This is a genomic window from Microbacterium sp. F51-2R (assembly GCF_052180235.1).
In the GTDB taxonomy this organism is placed as follows: domain Bacteria; phylum Actinomycetota; class Actinomycetes; order Actinomycetales; family Microbacteriaceae; genus Microbacterium.
Window position 1 is genome coordinate 997,045 of record NZ_CP197470.1, and the last position, 17,868, is coordinate 1,014,912.

17 protein-coding genes are annotated in these 17,868 nt (G+C 71.1%); 10 read left to right on the forward strand and 7 right to left on the reverse strand.

Annotated elements, in window-relative coordinates; all coding sequences use genetic code 11:
* Positions 1 to 11: 11 nt before the first annotated feature.
* The 3 genes from nrdE to nrdH are packed head-to-tail and all read right to left on the reverse strand — an operon-like array spanning position 12 to position 2,850.
* Positions 12 to 2,168, reverse strand: coding sequence for a class 1b ribonucleoside-diphosphate reductase subunit alpha (gene nrdE, locus ACSBPH_RS04650; RefSeq protein WP_442576431.1), 2,157 nt, complete (start codon positions 2,166 to 2,168; stop codon positions 12 to 14).
* Positions 2,150 to 2,611 carry a class Ib ribonucleoside-diphosphate reductase assembly flavoprotein NrdI gene (nrdI, locus tag ACSBPH_RS04655; RefSeq protein WP_442576432.1) on the reverse strand — a complete coding sequence of 154 codons (462 nt, stop codon included), beginning with the start codon at positions 2,609 to 2,611 and terminating at the stop codon, positions 2,150 to 2,152. The genes nrdE and nrdI overlap by 19 nt, the downstream gene beginning before the upstream one ends.
* Before the next feature lie 5 nt (positions 2,612 to 2,616).
* The gene (gene nrdH / locus ACSBPH_RS04660; protein WP_141883656.1) at positions 2,617 to 2,850 is read right to left on the reverse strand and encodes a glutaredoxin-like protein NrdH; all 234 of its coding nucleotides are present in this window, start codon (positions 2,848 to 2,850) and stop codon (positions 2,617 to 2,619) included.
* A gap of 399 nt (positions 2,851 to 3,249) precedes the next feature.
* Here nrdH and ACSBPH_RS04665 point away from each other — a divergent pair, with 399 nt between their 5' ends.
* Together ACSBPH_RS04665 and ACSBPH_RS04670 are read left to right on the forward strand one after the other, a co-directional pair.
* The gene (locus tag ACSBPH_RS04665) at positions 3,250 to 4,455 is read left to right on the forward strand and encodes an MFS transporter (protein WP_442576433.1); all 1,206 of its coding nucleotides are present in this window, start codon (positions 3,250 to 3,252) and stop codon (positions 4,453 to 4,455) included.
* Between the two features lie 53 nt (positions 4,456 to 4,508).
* Positions 4,509 to 5,390: an intradiol ring-cleavage dioxygenase gene (locus ACSBPH_RS04670; RefSeq protein WP_442576434.1), complete on the forward strand. Its 882-nt coding sequence runs from the start codon at positions 4,509 to 4,511 to the stop codon at positions 5,388 to 5,390.
* Position 5,391: 1 nt separating this feature from the next.
* Here the strand turns inward: ACSBPH_RS04670 and ACSBPH_RS04675 are convergent, their stop codons facing one another.
* The gene (locus tag ACSBPH_RS04675) at positions 5,392 to 5,796 is read right to left on the reverse strand and encodes a pilus assembly protein CpaE (RefSeq protein WP_442576435.1); all 405 of its coding nucleotides are present in this window, start codon (positions 5,794 to 5,796) and stop codon (positions 5,392 to 5,394) included.
* A gap of 55 nt (positions 5,797 to 5,851) precedes the next feature.
* Between ACSBPH_RS04675 and ACSBPH_RS04680 the strand changes: the two genes are divergently transcribed.
* The 7 genes from ACSBPH_RS04680 (at position 5,852) to ACSBPH_RS04710 (ending at position 11,455) form a co-directional block, all read left to right on the forward strand.
* Positions 5,852 to 6,610, forward strand: a complete 759-nt coding sequence (locus ACSBPH_RS04680) for an alpha/beta fold hydrolase (protein ID WP_442576436.1) — start codon at positions 5,852 to 5,854, stop codon at positions 6,608 to 6,610.
* Positions 6,611 to 6,647: 37 nt separating this feature from the next.
* Entirely contained in the window at positions 6,648 to 7,814 is a 1,167-nt protein-coding gene (locus tag ACSBPH_RS04685; protein WP_442576437.1) for an acyl-CoA dehydrogenase family protein, read from the forward strand.
* A 60-nt stretch (positions 7,815 to 7,874) separates the two neighbouring features.
* Complete coding sequence (locus tag ACSBPH_RS04690) at positions 7,875 to 8,330, forward strand: hypothetical protein (protein ID WP_442576438.1); 456 nt, start codon at positions 7,875 to 7,877, stop codon at positions 8,328 to 8,330.
* Positions 8,331 to 8,469: 139 nt separating this feature from the next.
* A complete protein-coding gene (locus tag ACSBPH_RS04695) occupies positions 8,470 to 9,741 on the forward strand; it encodes a DUF445 domain-containing protein (RefSeq protein ID WP_442576439.1) in 1,272 nt (423 codons plus the stop codon).
* Positions 9,742 to 9,750: 9 nt separating this feature from the next.
* Positions 9,751 to 10,098 (forward strand): gamma-glutamylcyclotransferase family protein, encoded by a 348-nt coding sequence (locus ACSBPH_RS04700; protein ID WP_442576440.1) that lies wholly within the window; start codon positions 9,751 to 9,753, stop codon positions 10,096 to 10,098.
* A complete protein-coding gene (locus tag ACSBPH_RS04705) occupies positions 10,098 to 10,988 on the forward strand; it encodes an agmatinase family protein (protein ID WP_442576441.1) in 891 nt (296 codons plus the stop codon). Before ACSBPH_RS04700 ends, ACSBPH_RS04705 begins: the two co-directional genes overlap by 1 nt.
* A complete protein-coding gene (locus ACSBPH_RS04710; protein ID WP_442576442.1) occupies positions 10,985 to 11,455 on the forward strand; it encodes a SixA phosphatase family protein in 471 nt (156 codons plus the stop codon). The genes ACSBPH_RS04705 and ACSBPH_RS04710 overlap by 4 nt, the downstream gene beginning before the upstream one ends.
* Positions 11,456 to 11,796: 341 nt before the next feature.
* On the opposite strand, the gene hutI is transcribed toward ACSBPH_RS04710, so the two are convergent.
* The 3 genes from hutI to hutH form a co-directional block, all read right to left on the reverse strand.
* A complete protein-coding gene (gene hutI / locus ACSBPH_RS04715) occupies positions 11,797 to 13,005 on the reverse strand; it encodes an imidazolonepropionase (protein ID WP_442576443.1) in 1,209 nt (402 codons plus the stop codon).
* Between the two features lie 115 nt (positions 13,006 to 13,120).
* Positions 13,121 to 14,878, reverse strand: a complete 1,758-nt coding sequence (gene hutU, locus ACSBPH_RS04720; RefSeq protein WP_442576444.1) for a urocanate hydratase — start codon at positions 14,876 to 14,878, stop codon at positions 13,121 to 13,123.
* Positions 14,875 to 16,491, reverse strand: a complete 1,617-nt coding sequence (gene hutH / locus ACSBPH_RS04725) for a histidine ammonia-lyase (protein WP_442576445.1) — start codon at positions 16,489 to 16,491, stop codon at positions 14,875 to 14,877. Before hutH ends, hutU begins: the two co-directional genes overlap by 4 nt.
* Before the next feature lie 61 nt (positions 16,492 to 16,552).
* Here hutH and ACSBPH_RS04730 point away from each other — a divergent pair, with 61 nt between their 5' ends.
* A complete protein-coding gene (locus tag ACSBPH_RS04730; protein WP_442576446.1) occupies positions 16,553 to 17,350 on the forward strand; it encodes an IclR family transcriptional regulator in 798 nt (265 codons plus the stop codon).
* Positions 17,351 to 17,868: the final 518 nt, after the last annotated feature.

Consider the following 17,868-nt stretch of genomic DNA (forward strand, 5'->3'; position numbering starts at 1 on the left):
TGGTGGCGGCGTCACAGCATGCAGCTGACGCAGCCCTCCTGCTCCGTGCCTTCCAGCGCCATCTGGCGCAGGCGGATGTAGTAGATCGTTTTGATGCCCTTGCGCCAGGCGTAGATCTGGGCCTTGTTGATGTCGCGCGTGGTCGCGGTGTCTTTGAAGAACAGCGTGAGCGACAGCCCCTGATCGACGTGCTGGGTGGCGGCGGCGTAGGTGTCGATGACCTTCTCGTAGCCGACCTCGTACGCGTCTTCGTAGTACTCGAGGTTCTCGTTCGTCATGAACGGCGCCGGGTAGTAGACGCGACCGATCTTGCCTTCCTTGCGGATCTCGATCTTCGACGCGATCGGGTGGATCGAGCTCGTGGAGTTGTTGATGTACGAGATCGAACCGGTCGGGGGCACGGCCTGCAGGTTCTGGTTGTAGATGCCGTGCTCCTGGATCGACGCCTTCAGCGCACGCCAGTCGTCCTGCGTGGGGATCGCGATGCCCGCGAAGAGCTCCTTGGTCTTCTCGGTCTGCGGCTCCCAGGCCTGGTCGATGTACTTGTCGAAGAACTCCCCCGACGCGTACGTCGAGTCGGCGAAGCCGTCGAAGGCCTGGCCGCGCTCGATCGCGATGCGGTTCGACGCGCGCAGAGCGTGGAAGAGCACCGTGTAGAAGTAGATGTTCGTGAAGTCGACGCCCTCTTCCGAGCCGTACCGCACGTGCTCACGAGCGAGGTAGCCGTGCAGGTTCATCTGGCCGAGGCCGATGGCGTGCGAGCGGTCGTTGCCGTCTTCGATGGAGCGCACCGACGAGATGTGGCTCTGGTTGCTCACCGCCGTGAGCGCGCGGATCGCGGTCTCGACGGTCTGACCGAGGTCGCCGCCGTCCATCGCGAGGGCGATGTTCATCGAGCCGAGGTTGCACGAGATGTCTTTGCCGATCTCGGCGTACGAGAGGTCTTCGTTGTACGTCGTCGGCGTGTTCACCTGCAGGATCTCGCTGCACAGGTTCGACATGTTGATGCGGCCCTTGATCGGGTTGGCCTTGTTCACCGTGTCTTCGAACATGATGTACGGGTAGCCCGACTCGAACTGGATCTCGGCGAGGGTCTGGAAGAACTCTCGCGCGTTGATCTTCGTCTTCTTGATGCGCGCGTCGTCGACCATCTCGCGGTACTTCTCGGTCACCGAGATGTCGCCGAACGGCACCCCGTAGACGCGCTCGACGTCGTACGGCGAGAAGAGGTACATGTCTTCGTCGTTCTTGGCGAGCTCGAACGTGATGTCGGGGATCACGACGCCGAGCGAGAGCGTCTTGATGCGGATCTTCTCGTCGGCGTTCTCGCGCTTGGTGTCGAGGAAGCGCAGGATGTCGGGGTGATGCGCCGAGAGATACACGGCGCCTGCGCCCTGGCGTGCGCCGAGCTGGTTGGCGTAGCTGAAGCTGTCTTCGAGGAGCTTCATGACCGGGATGATGCCGCTGGACTGGTTCTCGATCTGCTTGATCGGGGCGCCGGCCTCGCGGATGTTCGAGAGAAGGAGCGCCACGCCACCGCCGCGCTTGGAGAGCTGCAGCGCGGAGTTGATGCCGCGGGCGATCGACTCCATGTTGTCTTCGATGCGCAGCAGGAAGCACGACACGAGCTCGCCGCGCTGCGCCTTGCCCGTGTTGAGGAAGGTCGGCGTCGCCGGCTGGAAGCGGCCCGAGATGATCTCGTCGACCAGCGCCGTCGCGAGCTCCTGGTCGCCGTCGGCGAGCCCGAGCGCCGTCATGACGACGCGGTCCTCGAAGCGCTCGAGGTAGCGCTTGCCGTCGAAGGTCTTGAGCGTGTAGCTCGTGTAGTACTTGAAGGCGCCGAGGAACGTGTCGAAGCGGAACTTCTTGCCGTAGGCGCGGTCGTTGAGCTGCTGGATGAACTCGAACGGGTACTTCTCGAGCACGGCCGGCTCGTAGTACTCCTTCTCGACGAGGTAGTCGAGGCGCTCCTTCAGGGAGTGGAAGAAGACGGTGTTCTGGTTGACGTGCTGCAGGAAGTACTCCCGGGCAGCGCGGCGGTCGGCGTCGAACTGGATCTTCCCGTCCGGGCCGTAGAGGTTCAGCATCGCGTTGAGGGCGTGATAGTCGAGCCCCTCGAAACGCGCATCAGTCTTGAAGTCGGTCTCTCTCAGTGCAGCTTCCACCATCGTTCCAATCCGTCGCTCACGCGACTCACATCTTCTGGCGTGCCGAATACCTCGAGCCGGTACAAGTGGGGCACATGACACTTGCGGCTGATGATCTCGCCGGCGAGGCAGAACGCGTCGCCGAAGTTGGTGTTGCCCGCGGAGATGACTCCGCGGAGGTGAGCACGGTTGCGCTCGTCGTTGAGGAACCGGATCACCTGCTTGGGGACCGCGCCCTTCTCCTCGCCCCTGCCCTGGCCGCCTCCGTAAGTGGGGGTGACCAGGACGAACGGCTCGTCGATGACGAGCGGGGACTCACCGGGGTGGAGGGGGATGCGGACTGCCGGAAGGCCGAGCTTCTCGACGAAGCGGGCGGTGTTGCCCGACACGCTCGAGAAGTAGACCAGGAGCGGCGCGGCCGTTCCGGCGACCGCGTCACTCGCCGGAGCGGTCGCGGTCGCCATGACGGTCACGCGAGACGGGCGGCGAGCTCGTCGATCTTGTCGGGGCGGAATCCCGACCAGTGGTCTTCGTCGGTGATGACGACGGGCGCCTGCAGGTAGCCGAGCGCCTTCACCTGCTCGAGCGCAGCAGGGTCCTGCGAGAGGTCGAGGACCTCGTATTCGATGCCCTTCGAATCGAGCGCGCGGTACGTCGCGTTGCACTGCACGCACGCGGGCTTGGTGTAGACCGTGATCGCCATGAGTATCTTGTTCTCCCGTCACATCCGGTGTTCTGACCGGCGGTCCCCCCACCGGGACTCCAATACTACATATGGGTACGGACATTGGATAGCACCACAAGGGCTAGTAGTTACATCCGTGTAGTTTTCCACCGTTCTCAACATGTACAACACAGGTTCTCCACCGTTTCATCCACAGTCCGCGAGATTCTCGCGATCCTGGAAAACGCCTGAATCACGCCGGTTTCGGATGCCTCGGCCCCATCCATCCACAGATCCGTGACGCTACCGGGGGCCACCGACACGGGTTCACCTGTGGATGACGTCCCCGGCGTGTCGCGGCATCCGTCATCCCCCCGTCACCGCGCCGGCGGCCGCGCCCCGTCGCACCCGGCGGAGCCCCCGCGATAGCGTTGTGGGATGGCCGGGTACCGCGATCTGCTGCGCACGCCCGGCGTCGCCCGCATCATCGCGGCGCAGCTCACGGCGCGCTTCCCGAACGGCATGACGAGCCTGGCGATCCTCCTCCACATCGAGCAGGTCACCGGTTCCTACGGCGCGGCCGGCCTCGTCCTCGCCGCGACCTCCGTCGGCCAGGCGATCGCGGGGCCCGTGACGAGCCGATGGATGGGCATCTGGGGCATGCGGCGCGTGCTCACCACGACGCTCATCATCTGCGCCGCCTCGATCACGGCGCTCGCGCTGACGCAGGCGCCCCTTCCCGTCTACATGCTGCTCGGCTTCGTCGCGGGGCTGTCCACGCCCCCGGTGCAGTCCGCCGTCCGCACGATCTACCCCAAGATGGTCAACTCGCGGCAGCTGACGCCGCTGTTCTCCCTCGACGCGTCGCTGCAGGAGATCATCTGGATCATCGCGCCGGTGCTGATCACCTTCGTCTCGACGCAGGTCGGCACGGTGCAGGGGCTCCTGCTCATCGTCGTCATCCTCATCGGCGGCGGATCGTGGTTCATCCTCTCCCCCGAGGTCGGCCGCGTGCGCATCCCCCGCAGCCGCCGCAGCTTCGGCAAGGTCCTGGGAAAGCCCGCCGTCCTCCTCGCGACGGTCACCGGGTTCCTCCTCATCGGCGCGTGCGCGGCGGTCGAGGCGGGCGTCGTGGCGACCTTCGGCCACGGCGGGCTCGAGGCGGGCCTCGTGCTCGCGGTCTTCTCGGTCGGCAGCCTCGGCGGCGGCCTCACGTTCGGCCACATCCCGATCGGCCCGTGGGCCATGGCGCGCCGCTTCGCCGCCGTCGCGGCCGGCCTCGCGCTCACGACGTTCTCGCTCAACGCCTTCTGGCTCGGCGGCTCGCTCTTCCTCGCCGGGATCGGCATCGCACCGGCGCTCGCCGTCATGTTCGCCATGACCTCTGCAAGCGTGAAGTTCAGCGACACCGCCGAGGCGTTCGGGTGGATCGCGACCGGCCAGCTCATCGGCGCGGCCGCCGGCTCGGCCGTCGCGGGGTTCCTCATCGACGGCGTGGGCCCGCAGGGTGCGTACTGGGCGGCCACCGCGTTCGCCGTGACCGGCTTCGTCGTCTCGGCCGTCTTCGTCCGAGGGTTCCCCGACCTCCGCGGCCGCGACGCGAGCCCCATCCCCGACACCGAGCCGGTCGGCACGATCACGTGATCGTCATGGCCGGGTCATAGCGTCGGCATAGCCTGCCTCGTTTGCATGGCACCATGACGAACGACGACCGCTGGCTCGACGACAACGGCGAGCCCATCGACGAGGACCACCGCGGCCTGGTCTACGACGTGCAGACCCTGATCAACCGGCGCCGCGCGCTCGGCATCTTCGGCGGGGTGGCGCTCACGAGCCTCCTCGCGGCGTGCGGGGTACAGGCCGAGGGATCGACGGATGCCTCGGCCACCCCCTCCGCGACGGTGTCTGCCACGCCGTCGCCGACCGCGAGCGCGACGGCCGAGGCATCCGGTCCCCTTCAAGAGGTGCCGGACGAGACCGGCGGACCGTACCCGGGCGACGGCTCGAACGGCGTGAACGTGCTCGATGACTCGGGGATCGTGCGCAGCGACATCCGGTCGAGCTTCGGCTCGTCGTCGACGGTGGCGGAGGGCGTGCCGCTCACGGTCGCCTTGACGGTCCGGGATGCCGCGACCGGCGCCGCGCTGGCGGGCCGGGGCGTCTATCTCTGGCACTGCGACCGCGACGGCAACTACTCGCTCTACAGCCGCGGCGTCGAGAACGAGAACTACCTGCGCGGCGTGCAGGCGACCGACGCGAACGGCACGGTGACCTTCACGACCATCTATCCGGCCTGCTACTCGGGGCGCTGGCCGCACATCCACTTCGAGGTCTACGAGGACGTCGACAGCGCCGTCGCGGCGGGCCCCATCGTCAAGACCAGTCAGATCGCGCTTCCCGCCGAGACCGATCAGGCGGTGTACGCGACGACGGGGTACGAGCAGAGCGTGCAGAACCTCTCGCGGGTGTCGCTGCAGAGCGACAACGTCTTCGGCGACGACGGGGGCATCCACCAGATCGCATCGATGTCGGGCTCGGCGGCCGAGGGCTACACGGCGGCGCTGACGATCGGGGTGTGAGTCACGCGAGACGACTGAGCAGCTGCAGCACGGCGAGCGCGTACGCGTCGGCCGGCTCGGGGTGCTCGTAGACGGTGCGCACTCCCCCGACCTCGATCTCGACCTGGTGCGTGTCGGGCAGCCGCCGCAGCGACCGGAAGGCGCCGCGGAGCATCTCGCGCAGCTGATCCTCGCGGGGCAGCCACAGCGCGTCCTCGAGGGCGACCGAGTCGAGCGCCCACTCCGTCGTGCCGTTGAACGCGAGGATCTTGCCCGTCGGGTACTCCCGCGGCTCGATCGTCATCTCGCTCACCGTGAAGATGTCGGCCTCGAACTCGGGCTCGTCGAGCTGGAACCGGTCGCCCGAGCGCGGATGCCACACGAGCCCTGCATCTCGCAGCGCGACGGCGAGTTCGGTGGAGATCATGCCGTCAATCCTCTCGCGTGCGCCGGGGGGCGAGGGCCGAACTTATGCTGGGCGCATGCCTGCTCCCGTCACCCTCCCGACGCTGTCGTGGGGCGATCCCGCGTCGTCGCGCCACGCGCTGCTCGCCCACGGTCTCGGCTCGACCGGGGCCCTCATGTGGCGCTACGGCGTCGCGCTGGCCGAGGCCGGCTGGCACGCCGTCGCGGTCGACCTCCGCGGCCACGGCCGCGCTCCGCGTGCCCTGGACTACTCGATCGACGCGTACGCCGCCGACCTCCGGATCGCCCTCCCCGCGGGCCGCGATCACTGGGACCTCGTCGTCGCCCATTCGCTCGGCGGCGCCGCGGCGACGCGCGCGGCGGCCGACCATTTCGGCTGGACGCGCCGCCTCATCCTCATCGACCCCGCGATCCACCTGAGCGACCACGATCGCGAGATCGTGCGCGACTCGCAGGAGCGCTCCTTCGCCGACCCGACCGTCGCCGCCGTCCGCGCCGAGCACCCGGCCTGGCACGAGCAGGACGTCGAGCTGAAGGCGCTGTCGGCGCAGCAGGCGAGCCGGTGGGCGGTCGAGCAGACGAGCGTGCAGAACGAGCAGTGGGACGTGAGGGATGCCGCGGCCCACCTCCTCGTGCCGACGCACATCATCGCGTCCGACCCCGCGGTGTACTCGATCTTCCGGGGCGCGCTCGCCGACGAAGTGTGCGCCAACCCGCACGTCACGATGTCGGTCGTGGAGGGCGCGGGGCACTCGCCCCACCGCGACAGGCCCGAAGACACGATGCGCCACCTGCTCGCGGCGCTGGGCGACTGACCGCCCGGAGTCGGGGCACGGCGGCGAGAATGGACGGGTGAGCCAGACGCCGTTCGACCCGACCGTCATCCTCCCCGATGAGCTGCTGGAGCGCTTCCGTGAGCGCGCCGCGGTGCACGATCGCGAGAACACCTTCCCGGAGGACGACCTGGCCGACCTGAAGGCCGCGGGGTATCTCGCGATCCTCGTGCCGACGGAGCTCGGCGGAGCCGGCCTCGGGCTGGCCGAGGCATCCGTCCTCCAGCAGCGCCTCGCGGGGGCGGCGCCCGCGACGGCGCTCTCGATCAACATGCACCTCGTGTGGACCGGGGTCGCGAAGGTGCTCGCCGATCGCGGCGTGGATGCGCTGCGGTTCGTGCAGGAGGGCGCGGCCTCGGGCGAGGTCTTCGCCTTCGGCATCAGCGAGGCGGGCAACGATCTCGTGCTCTTCGGGAGCGACACGGATGCCTCGCCCCGCCCCGACGGTTCGTACGCCTTCACGGGCACCAAGATCTTCACGTCGCTCGCACCGGTGTGGACCCAGCTGGGGCTGCACGGCCTGGACACCACGAGCAGCGACGCACCGAAGATGGTCTACGCCTTCGTCGGCCGCGACGTCGCCGTCGTCACGCGCGACGACTGGGACACGCTCGGCATGCGCGGCACGCAGAGCCGCACGACGGAACTCCACGGCGCCGTCGCGCCCGCCGATCGCATCGTGCGGCGGATCGACCCCGGCCCGAACCCCGACCCCCTCGTCTTCGGCATCTTCAGCGTCTTCGAGCTGCTGCTCGCGTCGGTGTACACCGGCATCGCGCGGCGGGCGCTCGATCTGTCGGTCGCGACGGCGCACAAGCGCACGTCCAAGCGGACGGGGAAGGCGTACAGCCAGGACCCCGACATCCGCTGGCGCATCGCCGGCATGGCGCTCGCCTACGACGCGCTGCCGCCGCAGCTGGAAGCGCTCTGCCGCGACGTCGACGAGCGCGCCGACCACGGCGCGCGCTGGTTCTCGCTGCTGGCCGGGATCAAGCACCGCGCGGTCACGACGGCGAAGGCGGTCGTCGATGACGCCGTGTTGGTCGCGGGCGGCTCGTCGTACTTCTCGGGCTCCGAGCTCGGCCGGCTCTACCGCGACGTGCTCGCGGGCCTCTTCCATCCCTCCGACCCGGAATCCGCGCATTCGACGGTCGCGACCGCGTGGCTCGGACCCCTCGAGGACTGAGTCGGCGATCGAGCAGGATTCGAGAAGCGGGCGCGCCGCGGCATCCGTAATGTTGCGGCCATGAGCACCGCAGAACGCAACACGAAGTCCGGTTTCACCTCCGAGGAGCGCGCCGCGATGCGCGCACGGGCCGCCGAGCTGAAGGCGCAGGAGCGCAAGGGCAAGAGCGCCGAGGAGAAGGCCGCCATCGACCGGCAGGACCTGGTCGACGCCATCGCCGGGATGAACGACAGCGACCGCGCGATCGCGCAGGGCATCGACGACATCGTGCAGGCCGAGGCCCCGCAGCTCGCATCGAAGACGTGGTACGGGTTTCCGGCCTACACGCTGGGCGGCAAGCTCGTGCTCTTCTTCAAGCCCGCCGGCAAGTTCAAGGACCGCTATGCGACCCTCGGATTCGAGTCGGCCGCGCAGCTGGACGACGGGCAGATGTGGCCGACGTCGTACGCGATCCTGTCGCTGACGAAGGCCGACCAGAAGCGCATCGCCGAGCTCGTGCGCACGGCCGCGGGCTGAGCGCGGGGGCGGACCGGGGACTGCAGCGGACGGGCGGCCCCGGGGTGAGCTCGCGGCGTGGAGGGCGCAGCCCCGCCCGCCCGCCCGTCGCCCCGCACGTCCCGGCCCTGCTCCGCCCCTCGCGTGCGAGGATGACCGGATGAGCCGCACGCCGACGGAACTGCTCACCCCCGCGGATCAGGAGCGGCGACGAGGCCTGCGCGTCATGAAGGGCGTCGCCCTCGGCGCCCTGCTCGGAATGGCCGTCGTCTTCCTCGTCTCGTTCGCCTTCGAGAAGCAGGTTCCCGCGCTCGCGTACGTCCGCGCCGCGGCCGAGGGCGGCATGGTCGGCGCGCTGGCGGACTGGTTCGCGGTGACGGCCCTGTTCCGGCATCCGCTCGGCGTCCCCATCCCGCACACGGCGATCATCCCCAACCGCAAGGACGAGATCGGCCGCACACTCGGCGAGTTCGTCGAGACGAACTTCCTCTCGGCGGAGGTCGTGCGCACGAAGCTCGAGGCGACGAGGATCGCCCAGCATGCCGGCGAGTGGCTGCGCGTGCCCGTGCATGCCGAGCGGGTGACTGCCGAGGCATCCGTCATGGCATCCGGCGTCCTGCGGGCGCTGAGCGACGAGGACGTCCAGGACGTCATCGAGCAGCTCGCGCGCGAGCACCTCATCCAGCCGGACTGGGGGCCGCCGCTCGGCGCGTGGCTCGGACGCATCGTCGAGTCGGGGGCCCACCACGGGGCCGTCGACATGGGAATCGAGACGATCCAGGCGTGGCTGGCCGCCAATCAGTCGGCGTTCACGGGACTCGTCTCGCGCCGGCTCCCTTCGTGGGTGCCCTCGATCGCGCAGCGGCTCATCGACGAGACGGTGTACAACGAGGCCGTGAAGTTCGCGGGGGCCGTGCGCGCCGATCCGCAGCATCCCGCCCGCAAGGCGATCGACGGCTATCTCGACCGGCTCGCCGAGAACCTGCAGCACGACCCGACGACGATCAGCAAGCTCGAGGACGCCAAGACGACGCTGTTCGACAGCCCGCGGGTGCGAGAGCTCGCCGCCGAGGCGTGGAACACCGCCAAGGCGGGGCTGCTGACCTCCCTCGCCGACCCGGAGAGCGCCCTGCGGCGACGCGCGACGACGGCGGTGACCGAGGTGGGCGAGCGGCTCGTGACCGAGCCCGCGCTGCAGGAGCGCGTGGACACGTGGGTGACGGATGCCGCGGTCTTCCTCGTCGACCGCTACCGCCACGACATCGCCTCGGTCATCACCGACACGGTCGAGCGGTGGGACCCCGCCGAGACGACGGAGAAGATCGAGCTCATGGTGGGCCGCGACCTGCAGTACATCCGCCTCAACGGCACGATCGTCGGCGCGCTGGCCGGACTCGCGATCTTCTCGATCGCACACGCCCTGCTCGGATAATCTGAGCGCATGCCCGACCCGGCCGACCAGCTGCTGTTCAGCTACGGCACGCTCCAGCACCCCGACGTGCAGCTCGACACGTTCGGACGCCTCATCGACGGCGAGTCCGACGTGCTGCCCGGCTACACCGTCGACTACGCCGAGATCGAGGACCACCGGGTCGTCGACCTCTCGGGCCTGGCGGTCCACCCCGTCGTGCGGGCGACGGGCAACGCGCACGACAAGGTCGTGGGCAAGGCGCTGTGGCTGACCGCCGACGAGCTCGATGCGGCCGACCAGTACGAGGTCTCGCTCTACGTCCGCGAGTCGGTGACGCTCGCCAGCGGCCGCGAGGCCTGGGTCTACGTGTCGATCTGATGGCCCTCGCACACGATCCGCTGTGGCCCCGCGCGGGCGGGTGGCCGGCGTTCGATGAGATCGACGGGACGACGGATGCCTCGATCCTCGGCATCCCGGCCCATCTGACCTCGCTCTCGCCGACGGGTGCCCACGCGACGCCGGCAGCCGTGCGCGAGGCCCTCGCGCGCTACAGCGCGACCCTCGTGGGGCCGCCCGCCGTCGACCTCGACGAGGCGCTGCGGATCGTGGACGCCGGCGACGTGGTCGACCCCGACGGACCCGAGGGCGAGGCGCGCGTGCGCGAGCGCGTCGCGGCGCTGGCCGCGCGGACCGGCCTCATCGTCGCGATCGGCGGCGACAACTCGATCACGTTCCCCGTGACCCGGGGCGCGGGGGCGTCGGGGCTCATCACGCTGGATGCCCACTTCGATCTGCGCGACGGCGTCTCCAACGGCTCCCCCGTGCGCCGGCTCGTCGCAGACGGCTTCGACGGGCGCCGCATCGTGCAGGTCGGCATCGCGGACTTCGCCAATTCGGTCGCGTACGCCCGCCGCGCCGAGGAGTACGGGATCACCGTCATCACGCTCGACGAGGCGCGGCGCCGCGGCCCGGCCGACGTCATGAGCGAGGCGCTCGAGATCGCCGGCGGGGTGAGCGGCTCGATCCACCTCGACATCGACGTCGACGTGTGCGACCGCTCGGTGGCGCCGGGCTGCCCCGCGTCGGTGCCGGGCGGACTCGCGGCGTGGGAGCTTCGCGCACTCGTGCGGGAGGCGGCATCCGATCCCCGCGTGCGCAGCGCCGACATCGCGGAAGTCGACGCGACGGCGGATGCGCCGGACGGACGCACGGTGCGGTTGGCCGCCCTGTGCGTGCTGGAACTGCTGAGCGGAAGGGTGAAGGCATGACGAAGCTCGTACTCGTGCGGCATGCGAAGTCGGACTGGGGCGATCCCGGCCTCGACGACCACGATCGTCCGCTCAACCGCCGAGGCCTGCGCGATGCGCCGCGCATGGCCGCGCGGCTGGCCGAGTCGGGATTCCGCGCCGACGCGATCCTCTCGAGCACGGCCGCTCGCGCGGCGGCGACGGCGGGCCACTTCGGGGGCGCCCTCGGCGTGCCGGTCGAGCTGCAGGAGGATCTCTACGGCGCTCCCGGCTCGGTGCTGCTGCGAGCGGCCGCCGAGCGCGGGGTGGACTCGGTCATCGTGGTCGCGCACGACCCCGGTCTGAGTATGCTCGCCGGTGCGCTCTCGGACGGCGGGATCGGGCACATGCCGACCTGCGCCGTCGCGATCTTCACGTGGGACGACGACGACTGGGAGGTCGCGACCGCCGTCGCCCCGCAGTCGTGGTCCCTCGACACGCCGGATTAGCCGGAGGTTGGGGGCGGCGTGGCCCGGGTTCCGGGCTGACGTGGGTACCCACCGGACCGTATTCAGGATGAACGGCCGCAACGCGCCCGTCTCACGGCGTGTCGGGCCCGTCGGCCGCCGCCCGTCCTGACTTAGGGCACGCGTCCCAGGCCCGACACAGCGCGCGAGCCCACGACCCGACCCACCGGACCGTATTCAGGATGAACGGCCGCAAAACGCCCGTCTCACGGCGTGTCAGGCCCTCGGCCGCCGCCCGTCCTGACTTAGGGCACGCGTCAATGAGGGCACGCGTCGGGAGAGCGCGCGCGTGGTCCGCCGCGGAGCGGGCCTAAGCCCGGCGGTCAGAGGCGGACGCCGTCCTTCCACACCGCGTCGACGAGCGGCACCCCGGGCCGATACGCCAGGTGCACGCGGGTCGGCGCGTCGAGCAGCACGAGGTCGGCGCGCATGCGCGGCGCGATCGCTCCCACGTCGTCGCGGCGCAGGGCACGCGCTCCCCCCGCGGTGGCGGCCCACACCGCCTCGGCAGGCGTCATCCGCATCTCCCGGACGGCGAGCGCGATCATGAGCGGCATCGAGCTCGTGAAGCTCGACCCGGGGTTGCAGTCACTGGCCAACGCGACGGTCACGCCCGCGTCGATGAGCCGGCGCGCGTCGGGATACGGCTGGCGGGTCGAGAACTCCACGCCGGGAAGGAGTGTCGCGACGGTGTCCGATCCCGCGAGGGCCGCGACATCCGCCTCGTCCAGGTAGGTGCAGTGGTCGACGGATGCCGCGCCCAGCGCGACAGCGATCTGCACGCCATCGCCCGGGCCGAGCTGATTGCCGTGCACCCTCGGCAGAAGCCCGTGCGCGATGCCGGCGGCGAGGACGCGGCGCGACTCGTCGGGCGTGAAGGCGCCGCGCTCGCAGAACACGTCGATCCAGCGGCTGTGCGGCGCGCAGCGCTCGAGCATGGCGCCGCACACGAGCTCGACGTACTCGTCGCGGGCCTCGGCGTACTCGGCGGGCACGACGTGGGCGCCGAGGAACGTCACCTCGGACGTCACCTCGGACGCGAGACGCGCGAGCCGGGCCTCGTCGTGCACGGTGAGTCCGTACCCGGTCTTGATCTCGAACGTCGTCGTGCCCTGCGCGTGGAGCTCCGCGACGAAGCCCGCGAGGCGGCGGCGCAGCTCGTCGTCGCTCGCGGCACGGGTTGCGGCTACCGTCCGGCGTATTCCGCCCGCGGCATAGGGTGTGCCGCTCATGCGTGCGGCGAACTCGTCGGCGCGATCTCCGCCGAACACGAGGTGCGTGTGGCTGTCGACGAAGCCCGGGACGACGGCGCGACCCCCCGCGTCGACGACCTCGAGAGGCGCGCCGCCGATCTCCGGCGCATCCGAGGCCGAAGGGTGCAGGAAGCGGCGCGCCTCTGCGGCCGTGCCGACCCACGCGATGCGGGCGCCCTCGACCAGGACCGCGGCATCCGTCATCGTCCCGCACGGGTCGCCCGGCACACCGACGTTCGTCGTCAGCTCGCCGATGTCGGTGATGAGCATCGCCGTCACCGCCGCCTCCTCGCCGTCATGTTCCGCCTTCCGGCCGCCATGTCCCACTCTCGCGCTTCCGGGGGGCCGATTGTGAACGAATCGCGACACGGATGCCGCGGCCCGGCCCGCCCCGTCACAGCATCGGCACCTTCAGCCCACGCTCGCGCGCGACCTCCTTCGCCCGGTCGTACCCCGCATCGACGTGCCGCATGACGCCCGTGCCGGGGTCGTTGGTCAGCACGCGCTCGAGCTTCTCGGCGGCCAGCGCCGTGCCGTCGGCGACCGTGACCTGCCCCGCGTGGATCGAGCGGCCGATGCCGACACCGCCGCCGTGATGGATCGAGACCCACGACGCCCCCGACGCGGTGTTGAGCAGCGCGTTGAGCAGCGGCCAGTCGGCGATGGCGTCCGAGCCGTCGGCCATGGCCTCGGTCTCGCGGTACGGCGAGGCGACCGAGCCCGAGTCGAGGTGGTCGCGGCCGATCACGATCGGCCCCGACAGCTCGCCCGACGCGACCATCTCGTTGAACTTCAGTCCCGCGAGGTGACGCTCCTTGTAGCCCAGCCAGCAGATGCGCGCGGGGAGCCCCTCGAAGTGCACGGCATCGCCGGCCTTCTCGAGCCAGCGCACGAGGCCCGCGTCGTTCGGGAAGAGCTCCATGACGGCCCGGTCGGTCTTGCGGATGTCTTCGGGGTCGCCCGAGAGCGCGACCCAGCGGAACGGCCCGCGCCCCTCGGCGAACTGCGGCCGGATGTAGGCGGGCACGAACCCGGGGAACTCGAACGCCCGCTCGAACCCGCCGAGCTGCGCTTCGGCGCGGATCGAGTTCCCGTAGTCGAAGACGGCGGCCCCGGCATCCTGGAATCCGACCATCGCCGCCACCTGCTTCGCCATGCTTCCGCGGGCGCGGGCGGTGAACGCCTCGGGATCGCGGGACGCCTCGGCCCGCCAGTCGTCGAAGGCGATGCCGACCGGGAGGTAGGCGAGCGGGTCGTGCGCGCTGGTCTGGTCGGTGACGATGTCGACCACGAGGTCGCCGGCCTGATGGCGCAGCAGGAGGTCGGGGAAGACCTCCGCGGCGTTGCCGAGGAGCCCGACCGAGAGGGCCTCGCCCGCCGACCGGGCTGCCATGACCCGCGCGATCGCGGTGTCGAGGTCGGTCGTGTACTCGTCGAGGTAGCCATGGTCGACGCGGCGCGCCAGGCGCGACTCGTCGACGTCGACGATGAGCGCGGCGCCGCCGTTGAGGGTCACGGCGAGCGGCTGCGCACCGCCCATGCCGCCGCATCCGCCCGTCAGGGTCAGCGTGCCGGCGAGGGACTCGCGGCCGAGCGACCGCGCGACGGCCGCGAACGTCTCGTAGGTGCCCTGGAGGATCCCCTGAGTGCCGATGTAGATCCACGACCCGGCCGTCATCTGGCCGTACATCGTGAGACCGAGGGCTTCGAGCCGCCGGAACTCGGGCCACGTCGCCCAGTCGCCGACGAGGTTGGAGTTGGCGATGAGCACGCGCGGAGCCCACTCGTGCGTGCGGAAGACGCCGACGGGCTTGCCGGACTGCACGAGGAGCGTCTCGTCGGGCTCGAGCTCATCGAGCGTGCGCACGATGGCGTCGAAGGCCTCCCACGACCGCGCCGCCTTGCCGGTGCCCCCGTACACCACGAGGTCTTCGGGGTGCTCGGCCACCTCGGGGTCGAGGTTGTTCATGAGCATGCGCTTCGCCGCCTCGGCGCCCCACGACTTCGCGGTGCGCTCGGGGCCGCGCGGAGCGCGCACGACGCGGGCTCCGGCGGGTGCGGTGGGGGCGGCGGGTGCGGTGGGGGCGGCGGGTGCGGCGGGTTCCTGGCGCGCCACATCGTCGGAGATCGGCAGTTCTTCGGACGTTTTCATCGGTTTCCCTCCGACATCGTGGTTTTCTCCGACGTTGTGGGGAGCGCCTCGTCGGCGCCCGCCCCCGCCTCGCCGAGGGCCGCCCGGGCGACGGCCCCCGACAGCACGAGGGCCGTGAGGGCCTCGATGTCGGGCGAGACGAAGTGGTCGCGCCCCGGGCCGGCGGCGGCGGTGCGCACGACGTCGCGCGCTGCGCGCGTCGCGGGCCCCGGCACGAGCGGAGCGCGCAGGTCGATCGCCCGCGCCCCGGTCAGGATCTCGATCGCGAGCACCCGCGCGAGGCCGTCGATGCCGCGGCGCAGCTTGCGGGCGGCCGCCCAGCCCATCGAGACGTGGTCCTCCTGCATGGCCGAGGACGGGATCGAGTCGACCGACGCCGGCATCGCCAGGCGTTTGAGCTCCGACACGATGCCGGCCGCGGCATACTGCGCGATCATGAGCCCCGAGTCGACGCCGGCCTCGTGGGCGAGGAACGGCGGCAGCCCCTGGCTGCGCGCGACATCGAGCGCGCGGTCGGTGCGGCGCTCCGAGATCGAGGCGACGTCGGCGACGGCGATCGCGAGGAAGTCGAGCACGTACGCGACCGGCGCCCCGTGGAAGTTGCCGTTCGACTCGACCCGTCCGTCGTCGGTCACGACGGGATTGTCGACGGATGCCGCGAGCTCACGCCCCGCGATCATCGCGGCGTGGTCGAGGGTGTCGCGCGCCGCGCCGTGCACCTGCGGGGAGCAGCGCAGCGAGTAGGCATCCTGAACCCGCGTGCACACCGACGGGTCTCGGTGCGAGGCCATGATCCCGGATCCGGCGAGGAGCGCCCGCAGGTTCGCCGCCGACGCGGCCTGCCCCGCCTGCGGGCGCAGCGACATGAGGTCGGCGGCGAACACCGCGTCGGTGCCGAGCTGGCTCTCGATCGACATGGCCGCGGCGACATCCGCCGTGTCGAGCAGCACGCGCAGATCGTGCAGCGCCAGCAGCAGCATCCCGAGCATGCCGTCGGTGCCGTTGATGAGCGCGAGCCCCTCCTTCTCGCTGAGTTCGAGAGGGGGGATGGATGCCGCGCCCAGCGCGTCAGCCGCGCTCGAGAGGTCGCCCTCGGCCGTGCGCACGTCCCCCTCCCCCATGGCGGCGAGCGCGACATGCGACAACGGAGCGAGGTCGCCCGAGCAGCCGAGCGAGCCGTATTCGCGCACGATCGGCGTGATGCCCGCGTTGAGCATCGCCGCGTAGGTCGAGACCACGACGGGGCGTACGCCGGTGCGCCCCGTCGCGAGGGTCTGGAGCCGCAGGAGCTGCAGGGCGCGCACGACCTCGCGCTCGACCTCGGGGCCGGTGCCGGCCGCGTGCGAGCGGATGAGCGAGGCCTGGAGCTGTCGGCGGCGGTCGGGCGCGATGAACGTCGTCGCGAGGGCGCCGAAGCCGGTCGAGATGCCGTAGTGCGGCTCGGGGTCGTCGGCGAGGCCCTCGATGAGGGCACGCGTGCGGGCGACTCGGGCGAGTGCCTCGGGTGCGATCTCGACACGGACGCCGTGGCGCGCGACGGCGACGACGTCGTCCGGGCGCAGGGGCGCCGCGCCCACCGTGACGACATCGAGGGTGGGAGTGACGGTGGTCATGCGTCGATTCCACACCCGCGCCCTCGCGCGCGACACCGCGCCGTGGCATCCTGTGTCTGTCATGCCAGACAATCCGGATCCGCGCGCCGCCGACGAGGCGCCCTCGCGCCCGCAGGTGCCCGCAGCGGATCAGACCCTGCGGATCCTCACCTTCCTCGGGCGCCAGCGCGGGCCCGTCGCGGCGCGCACGATCGCGTCGCACCTCGGGATCCCGCGGTCGACCGTCTACCACCTGCTCGGCGCGCTCGAAGGGCACGGATTCGTCGTGCACGTGCCCGCCGAGCGGCGGTGGGGGCTCGGCGTCGCGGCATTCGAGCTGGCCGGCGGATACGCGCGGCAGGCGCCGCTCGCGCGGGTCGGTCGTCCGCTGCTTGCGGAGCTCGCCGACCGGACCGGCGAAAGCGCCCACCTCGCCGTCATGAGCGGCCGCGACGTCGTGTACATCGTCGAGGAGCGCGCGCCGCGGCGGCCCGCCCTCGTCACAGATGTCGGTGTGCGCCTGCCCGCGCATCTGACCGCGACGGGCCGGGCGATGCTCGCGGCGCTGCCGCGCGAGCAGGTGCGGGCGCTGTTTCCGGATGCCTCGGCCTTCGCCGACCGCACCGGCCGCGGGCCGCGCTCCCCCGGCGAGCTGCGGGAGCTGCTGCGCGTGGCTCGCGCGACCGGGTGGGCCACCGAGGACGGCGAGGTCACCCTCGGCCTGCGCTCGATCGGGATCGCCGTGCTCGATCACGTCGGCTGGCCGTCGGCGGCGATCGCGGTGACCTGGCCGGCCGAGGCGGATCGGGATGCCGCGTCCCTCGCGGCGCACGTCGCGCACGCCGGGACGGAGCTCGCGCGGCGCCTCTACGCCCGCTGAGGTGTGCGCGGCGGCGCGCCGGCGTTCCCCTACCGGGCCGTGGGCCGGGCCGGGATCGGGCCCCTGCGCGGGCCGTACTCAGGACGGACAGCCCGAGTCAGGCCGGTCAGGGCCCTGAACGGGCATTCCAGCCGCTCTCGTCCTGAATTGGGTACATCGACGGCGCCCTGTCGCCAGGATCGCGGCCAGCGAGTCGTGGGCGATGCGCCGGCCGCGCTCAGCGGGGCCCGGGATCGGCGGCGGGCGGTCGGGATCGGCGGCGGGCGGTCGGGATCGGCGGCGGGCGGTCGGGATCGGCGGCGGGCGGTCCGGATCGGGCCAAGTGCGGGCCGTACGGGATCGGCGGCGGGCGGTCGGGATCGGGCCAAGTGCGGGCCGTACTCAGGACCGACAGCCCGAATCGGGCCCGTCGAGGCCCTGAACGGGGATTCCAGCCGCTCTCGTCCTGAATTGGGTACAGGGACGGCGACCTGCCCACCGGGTATCGGCGGCGGCTGACTACCGGGAGGCGACGGCGG

Excerpts from the sequence above, each read along its gene's own strand:
- nrdE (WP_442576431.1), bottom strand. The coding sequence starts at position 2,168 with ATGGTGGAAGCTGCACTGAGAGAGACCGACTTCAAGACTGATGCGCGT.
- nrdI (WP_442576432.1), bottom strand. The coding sequence starts at position 2,611 with ATGGCGACCGCGACCGCTCCGGCGAGTGACGCGGTCGCCGGAACGGCC.
- nrdH (WP_141883656.1), bottom strand. The coding sequence starts at position 2,850 with ATGGCGATCACGGTCTACACCAAGCCCGCGTGCGTGCAGTGCAACGCG.
- ACSBPH_RS04665 (WP_442576433.1), top strand. The coding sequence starts at position 3,250 with ATGGCCGGGTACCGCGATCTGCTGCGCACGCCCGGCGTCGCCCGCATC.
- ACSBPH_RS04670 (WP_442576434.1), top strand. The coding sequence starts at position 4,509 with ATGACGAACGACGACCGCTGGCTCGACGACAACGGCGAGCCCATCGAC.
- ACSBPH_RS04675 (WP_442576435.1), bottom strand. The coding sequence starts at position 5,796 with ATGATCTCCACCGAACTCGCCGTCGCGCTGCGAGATGCAGGGCTCGTG.
- ACSBPH_RS04680 (WP_442576436.1), top strand. The coding sequence starts at position 5,852 with ATGCCTGCTCCCGTCACCCTCCCGACGCTGTCGTGGGGCGATCCCGCG.
- ACSBPH_RS04690 (WP_442576438.1), top strand. The coding sequence starts at position 7,875 with ATGAGCACCGCAGAACGCAACACGAAGTCCGGTTTCACCTCCGAGGAG.
- ACSBPH_RS04695 (WP_442576439.1), top strand. The coding sequence starts at position 8,470 with ATGAGCCGCACGCCGACGGAACTGCTCACCCCCGCGGATCAGGAGCGG.
- ACSBPH_RS04700 (WP_442576440.1), top strand. The coding sequence starts at position 9,751 with ATGCCCGACCCGGCCGACCAGCTGCTGTTCAGCTACGGCACGCTCCAG.
- ACSBPH_RS04705 (WP_442576441.1), top strand. The coding sequence starts at position 10,098 with ATGGCCCTCGCACACGATCCGCTGTGGCCCCGCGCGGGCGGGTGGCCG.
- ACSBPH_RS04710 (WP_442576442.1), top strand. The coding sequence starts at position 10,985 with ATGACGAAGCTCGTACTCGTGCGGCATGCGAAGTCGGACTGGGGCGAT.
- hutU (WP_442576444.1), bottom strand. The coding sequence starts at position 14,878 with ATGAAAACGTCCGAAGAACTGCCGATCTCCGACGATGTGGCGCGCCAG.
- hutH (WP_442576445.1), bottom strand. The coding sequence starts at position 16,491 with ATGACCACCGTCACTCCCACCCTCGATGTCGTCACGGTGGGCGCGGCG.
- ACSBPH_RS04730 (WP_442576446.1), top strand. The coding sequence starts at position 16,553 with ATGCCAGACAATCCGGATCCGCGCGCCGCCGACGAGGCGCCCTCGCGC.